General features: G+C 31.2%; 6 protein-coding genes. 1 reads left to right on the top strand and 5 read right to left on the bottom strand.

Features of this window, described 5'->3' with window-relative positions; translation table 11 throughout:
- Positions 1-756 (bottom strand): class II fructose-1,6-bisphosphate aldolase (gene fba / locus RWO76_RS08620; protein WP_314355234.1); only part of this gene is annotated, 756 nt, incomplete at its 3' end.
- Positions 757-1003: 247 nt separating this feature from the next.
- On the opposite strand from fba, the gene RWO76_RS08615 reads away from it, so the two are divergent.
- On the top strand, positions 1004-2257 hold the full coding sequence (locus RWO76_RS08615) for a CapA family protein (RefSeq protein WP_314355233.1): 1254 nt from the start codon (positions 1004-1006) through the stop codon (positions 2255-2257).
- 164 nt (positions 2258-2421) lie between these two features.
- Here the strand turns inward: RWO76_RS08615 and dltD are convergent, their stop codons facing one another.
- The 4 genes from dltD to dltA are packed head-to-tail and all read right to left on the bottom strand — an operon-like array spanning position 2422 to position 6498.
- Positions 2422-3591 (bottom strand): D-alanyl-lipoteichoic acid biosynthesis protein DltD, encoded by a 1170-nt coding sequence (dltD, locus tag RWO76_RS08610; protein WP_314355232.1) that lies wholly within the window; start codon positions 3589-3591, stop codon positions 2422-2424.
- Positions 3591-3827, bottom strand: coding sequence for a D-alanine--poly(phosphoribitol) ligase subunit DltC (gene dltC, locus RWO76_RS08605; RefSeq protein WP_020991407.1), 237 nt, complete (start codon positions 3825-3827; stop codon positions 3591-3593). Before dltC ends, dltD begins: the two co-directional genes overlap by 1 nt.
- A gap of 15 nt (positions 3828-3842) precedes the next feature.
- Positions 3843-5003, bottom strand: a complete 1161-nt coding sequence (gene dltB / locus RWO76_RS08600) for a D-alanyl-lipoteichoic acid biosynthesis protein DltB (protein WP_314355231.1) — start codon at positions 5001-5003, stop codon at positions 3843-3845.
- A 1-nt stretch (position 5004) separates the two neighbouring features.
- The gene (dltA, locus tag RWO76_RS08595; RefSeq protein WP_314355230.1) at positions 5005-6498 is read right to left on the bottom strand and encodes a D-alanine--poly(phosphoribitol) ligase subunit DltA; all 1494 of its coding nucleotides are present in this window, start codon (positions 6496-6498) and stop codon (positions 5005-5007) included.
- Positions 6499-6868 lie beyond the last annotated feature (370 nt).

Raw genomic sequence — 6868 nt, 5'->3', positions numbered from 1 at the left:
AGCGTCTGCATTTAATTTAGCACGAACTGCTGCAGTCCATTGTTGTTGTAATTCAGTGTTAACATTGATTTTAGCATGTCCACGTTCGATTGCTTTTTTGATTTGATATTCTGGAATACCTGATCCACCGTGTAATACTAATGGAGCACCAGTAGCTTCAGAAATAGCTAACATTTCGTCAAATCCTAATACAGGTTCACCTGCATAAGTTCCGTGAACTGAACCTAAAGCAGCTGCTAAAGCATCAATTCCTGCTTCTTTAACCATGCGTTCACATTCGTGTAAGTCAGCATATTTAATTCCTCCTGTAACGCCATCTTCAGTACCTCCTACAGTACCTACTTCAGCTTCTACAGAAACACCTTTTGGATGTGCATATGCAACAACTTCTTTAGATAACTCAATATTTTCATCAATTGGATAATGAGAGTGGTCAAACATTACTGAGCTGAAACCAGCATCAATATATTTTTTACATACATCTACAGATGAACCATGGTCTAAGTGTAATGCAACTGGAACTGTGATATCCATAGTTTCTAATAATGCATTTACCATAGCTGCAACTACTAATGGGCCACCCATATATTTACCAGCACCTTCAGAAACTCCTAAGATGATTGGTGATTTTGCTTCTTGAGCAGCAGTTAGAACAGCTTGTGTCCATTCTAAGTTATTGATGTTGAATTGACCTACGGCATATTTACCTTCTTTAGCTTTGTTCAACATTTCTGTCATACTTACTAAACGACTCATTTAAAATTTCCTCCTTATACCAGTTCCCTAGTATTTATTTTTACGTCATTATTATACCCCAAAATTTATAGGATAGCTAGTTTTTTAGAACATTATTATGAAATAATTTCATAATCTATTTTTCTTTTCATGATATTTCATTTATTATCATTTCTATAAATATAAGAGTTTTCTTAGAAATTTTTATAGAAATTTCCCTGATTTGTTTTATAATAGTGATAGTATAAACAATTTGGGAGGGATTGATATGAACCAACGTCAAAACAGTTCACATCATAAGCGTGCTGTTAGAGAAGCTCGTTTAGCAAAACTATTATTTGCTTTTATCGCAATAGCCTCACTCGCTATTGTTATTTTCATTTTAAATATTCCATCAATTATTAATAATGAAAATAAACTATTAACTAAAAATGTATCTACAAATCAGCAAAGTTTTTCAACCACTTCAAACAGTCAAGAAGTACATACGGCTAGAATTACTGCAAGTGGTGATATGCTTTATCACGACGTTGTTTATGGTAGTGCTTTTGATGGTCAAAAGTATGATTTTAAGAATGATTACGAGCAAATTACTCCTCTCGTTTCCTCTGCTGATTTAGCTCTTGGAGACTTTGAAGGTACCATTAATCCAGATAGACCTTTAGCAGGTTATCCTATTTTTAACGCTCCAGAGGAAGTTGTTAAAAGTATTAAAGATGCTGGGTATGATGTTTTAGACTTAGCTCATAATCATATTTTAGATACAGGGATTAGTGGATTAAAATATACAGCTACTGCTTTTAGAAATGCCGGTTTAGATATTTTCGGGGTTAAAGTAAATCCTGATGAAGGAATTTTAGTGAAAGAAGTAAATGGCATTAAAGTTGCTATTTTAGGATTTTCATACGGATTCAACGGAATTGAAGCAAGTATTTCAAAAGAAGATTACGATAATCATTTATATGACTTAAACATGGATAAAGTAAAAGAACAAATTGAAAAAGCTGAACAAATTGCTGATTTTACAATTATTATGCCTCAAATGGGAGTAGAATATCAGTTAACACCAACTGATGCTCAAGTCGACACTTATCATAAAATGATTGAATGGGGTGCAGATGTAATCTTTGGAGGTCATCCACACGTTGCTGAACCTACTGAAACAATTGAAAAAGATGGACAAAAGAAATTTATTATTTACTCAATGGGAAATTTATTATCAAATCAGCGTTTAGAAACATTAGATAATATTTGGACTGAACGTGGAGTAATTATGGATATTACTATCCAAAAAGAAGGGAATCAAACTACATTAACAAGTGTACAAGCTCATCCAACATGGGTTTCTAGAACTCCAATCAATCGTACCTTCTTAGGTTACCCTGCCTATGATTACCAAGTATTTTTAGCCGAAGATTATTTACCAGGCGCAAAATATGCTACTACTGTTGATGAAACAACTCGTCAACGAATTGAAAAAGCATATCATGAAATGTTAGATTTACTAAATATCAAATTCTAAAACAAAAAATTCCACACAAAAATGTGTGGAATTTTTATATTCTTTAAAAAGCACTGTACACAAATTCTGCTACATTTGAGAAATCTGCATGAATTAGATATAAACCTAGTACTACAAATAAAACATAAAATGCCATTGTCCATAAAAACAGCTGATGCTTTTCACTAATCTTTCTGATAGAACTTATACATTTCTTCAGCAACCTCAGGCCATCCTTTCCATCCTGGATGAACCGTATCATACATATAATAAGGTTCATATTCTTTTGATGTTAAATTCATAAGTTTATAACCAAATGAGTTTGTAATTTCTGTTAATTTTTCCGAGTAAATTGCTCGTTGTTCTGGACCAATACCAATATAATCAAACCATTTACCATTCACAGGGAAACTTACAACTTCAACATCAATCCCCATTTCTTTAATCATTTGTAAAATCAATTCATAATCTTCATATTCTTTTGACTTATCATATTTATAATTTGAAGCATAACCTTTTAACTTTTGAAGATCTGAACCAATCATTGAATCAAAATAACCTTTTTCAATCCCAAATTCATTATCGTTTGTTAAAAGCTTTGCATCATCTAAATATTTAGTTTTCAACTCTTCCCAATCATAATTTGGAGTAATTGGTCCGCTAGAAGGAATTGGTGTGAGATTTGCAGTAAAGTAAAACTTAATTTTATTATTTAACGCAAACTTTTCTACATCAAACCAATTCAACCAGTCATCTATTATCGTACCTTTATTGTCTAACAAACGACGCTTATATCTTTGAAAAGTATGATAGTGATACTTACTTTTTTTAGATAATTCTAGTACTCTATTCATAAATTTTTCTTTTGTTTCATGGCTAATTTTAGGATTCTTTAAAGTATAATAAACATGTTCATTTGAAACACGACTTAAAAAAGCTTCAGGCGGCATTGCATTTTGATCAAACCATAAAAATGATTCGCTTAGTACAAATTTTTTCTTCGGAAATTCATCCCCCAACGATCCTAATATTGAGGCTTGAATAATATTTTGAAAATTCCCACCACCGATTGGCATCAAATGAAAATCATCATAATTAAATAGTTGTTTAAAATGAAATGGCTGATTACTAGCTTTTGCCAATTCAGATGAACCTAAAACAACTAAAGTTTTGTCATCAATATTATCCTTTAATATATCTCGTCCTTTATATTTTGTATATTCAAAATTATATCGAACACTATTATCACTCACATGATAGTAATCTGCTAACTTTTGATTCAGTACATGAACATATAAAACAAGAGTGAGTATCGCAAGTATCAAGGCTATTCCTAAGGCCTTTATTTTCTTCATTATTGTTTCACCCTAGTTTCGATATATTGAATAATTTTATTTGGAGTATCGATTTCTTCATAAGTTACTTCAGTTGGAGCTACTTCAATTCCAAATTCTTCCATTCGAACTAATAATTCAACAAAAGCTAATGAATCCATTAGACCTTCTTCTTTTAAATTAATGTCACGTTCTTCATAAATGACATCATCTTCGCAAATTTCTTCAATAATTGCTAAAACTTTTTCTTCTAACATGATGTTCACCTCTTATTATTTCGTCAATATTTTTATGATAAATTCATATGGTTTCCCTGAGAAAATGAGTAAACCAATCATCACTAAATGCATTGTTACAAACCAACTTACAACCTTATAAGCTGTTTTCTGTTTATATTTTTTATAAAATTTAGATTTCTTTTGATACCATTCAAATCCAGCCATTAAAACTCCATGATACACACCATAAATAATATAACTCCATGAAAGTCCATGCCAGAACCCCATAAAAATCATATTCAACATATAGGCTACCATTGCTGTTGTCAAACGAGTTTTAAACCATTTATAACGCATTGACTTCATTACAATTCTTGAAAAAATAAAATCTCTTAACCATGTTGATAATGTTATATGCCAACGATTCCAGAAATCTTTAATATCAATACTTAAAAATGGTTTATTAAAGTTCATCGGAGTTTCGATCCCCATAATATTACTTACACCAACTGCCATTAAACTATATCCAGCAAAGTCGAAGAATAAGTAAAATGTATACAAATACATATAAGAAACAGTTGTAAATAACAACCCTTTATTTGGAATATGATTCATTGCTAAGTACAATAGACTAGACAATACAACTTTATAAACTAATCCTAATACTAATCTAAACAAACCTGTTCCTAACAACTCGATATATTCTTCTTTTGGAATAATTTGATGAATATCTTCCATAAATCTTTTACTTCTATCAATCGGTCCCGAACTAATTGTTGGGAAGAATAATAAAAATTGAAGATAATCAATCAAACCTATTGGTTCTTTTATAATTCCATCATATGTTTCAAATATAATTTGTAATACTTTGAAAGTCATATAAGAAATACCTAAAAATCCTAAAATGGATACTTTCCAAATAACCACTGTTTTTGCTGCAATCAATAATAAACTCCCAAAAAATATAATAGGATATTTCGTAGATTTCTTATCTCTAAAATGAAAGCCTAATCGAACTAATAAATAAGTTTCTACAATGAAGATGACTAAGTTTATAAAATGGTTTGGTTGCTCTTTAAATACTGCTATCGCAATTCCAATTGATAAAACAAAAGTAATCCAATAAACTGATTTTTCAAACAATCGCAATAGAATTACTGGAATCAGTGCAAAAAACAATGTTCCAAAGAAATCTAAGCCTTCAAAATACTCCATTCTATAACTCCTTTAATTTTTTCTTATCAATCTTACCATTATTATTTAATGGCATTTCATCTAAAAAGACGATTTTTTTAGGAATCATATATTCTGGAACATATTGCGCTAAATCTTTTTTAATCAATTTACCCGTTGCAAATCGGCTTTCAACTTCTTCTGTATAAACAACATAAGAAATGATAGATTTAATTTTCCCATCTTCTGCATAAGATGGAACCGTTGCAGCCTGGCGAATTTTTGAATTTTTCAATAAATTATTATCAATATCCTCTAATTCAATACGATGTCCATGTAATTTGATTTGGAAGTCAATGCGTCCTTCGCAGAATAATAATTCTCCTTCAAAATGACCTAAGTCTCCCGTTTTATAGCTACGTTCTCCAACTTCAGGGATAATAAAACTTTTCTGCGTCATTTCTGGATTTTGATAGTATCCATTCGCTACTGTATCCCCTTGGATAATAATTTCCCCACTCTGTTCTCCATCAATCGTAACGGTTGTTCCTGGTTTAATCACACCCACTGGTAAATTATTTGGATATTGTTCCAAAATTTCTCTTGTAATCGATACCCATGTAATCATTACAGTAGATTCTGTTGGCCCATAACTATTTACGACTTCTGCATTTGGGAAACGATCTAATAATTTTTGCGCAGTTGTTGCAAATAATTTTTCACCACAGAAGACAAATTGATTCACTTGTGGCAATAATTCTTGATTAAAGCTTGGATCGACTAAACACATCTCTGCAAATGACGGTGTTGAAATCCAAACCGTAGCATTTGATTCTTTTAATGTGTTAAATAAAACCTTAAAATCTTGTAAATGCTGTTTATCAATTTGTATTAATGGCGCATTCATATAAAGCGATGGCCATAAAGACATTACTGACAAATCAAATGAAAACGGCGGATGCCCTAAAAATACTTGTGGACCTTTATTTGTATAGTAACCTGTATACCATTTTAAGAAATGATTTAAATTATCATACGTAATCGAAACCCCTTTTGGTTTGCCTGTGCTTCCTGAAGTGAAAATAATATAAAAAATATCTTCATCTTTTACATAATATTTAGGGTCAATACTTTCAGAAGTTGTACGAAGAATTTCTTTAGTAGCTGAAACATCTAATAATGGAGTTTCTAACTCAATTCCTTCACTTGTTAATACAACTGGTGACTCTACGGTTGCAATAATATCTTGCACTCGATCAATGGGTGTATTTACATCAACTGGACAAAATGCACGTCCTGATTTAACACAGGCTAAGAAATAGACAAGCATCATTGGATGCTTATGTCCATAAACAACGATTGGCTGACGATTATCTTGCAATCGTTCCTGTAAATAATAAGCTAATTTATCCGAGTATTCCCAATATTGCGCTGGAGATAATTCCTCTTCTAAAAACAAATCATGACGATAGATTTTTTCAGTTTTTCCCTTAAAACTTGATAGTCGATCTAATAACTTTTCAAACACCGTATTCATTTCCCTTCTTTATCATCTAATCACCTAACAGCCAATGTCTAGACTGTCACATAATAGAAGTATACCATATTATAGATTTTCTGAAAATCGTATTCCTAAAAATAGCAAACTTTTATATGAAATTTTACCGAAATTCTTCACATTTTAGATTTTTTCTTCAAACTCCCTTCTTTTTACCAATAAAAAAAGGCTAGAACAACATTGAATTGACCCCCGTAAATGAGAATTAAATAAAAACACCTCCAAGTTGGATTTGGTACAATATAATCAAATGCACATGGAGGTGTCTTTTTATAGTTAAAAATCGTGTTGGTGGAAAAATCGTCTACTTCTACCAACACGATTTTACAAAGAGCCAGTACTTACATCT

This window comes from uncultured Granulicatella sp. (assembly GCF_963521425.1).
Lineage (GTDB): Bacteria > Bacillota > Bacilli > Lactobacillales > Aerococcaceae > Granulicatella.
This window is presented reverse-complemented; position numbering and strand designations above follow the sequence as displayed.

Excerpts from the sequence above, each read along its gene's own strand:
- RWO76_RS08615 (WP_314355233.1), top strand. The coding sequence starts at position 1,004 with ATGAACCAACGTCAAAACAGTTCACATCATAAGCGTGCTGTTAGAGAA.
- dltD (WP_314355232.1), bottom strand. The coding sequence starts at position 3,591 with ATGAAGAAAATAAAGGCCTTAGGAATAGCCTTGATACTTGCGATACTC.
- dltC (WP_020991407.1), bottom strand. The coding sequence starts at position 3,827 with ATGTTAGAAGAAAAAGTTTTAGCAATTATTGAAGAAATTTGCGAAGAT.
- dltB (WP_314355231.1), bottom strand. The coding sequence starts at position 5,003 with ATGGAGTATTTTGAAGGCTTAGATTTCTTTGGAACATTGTTTTTTGCA.
- dltA (WP_314355230.1), bottom strand. The coding sequence starts at position 6,498 with ATGAATACGGTGTTTGAAAAGTTATTAGATCGACTATCAAGTTTTAAG.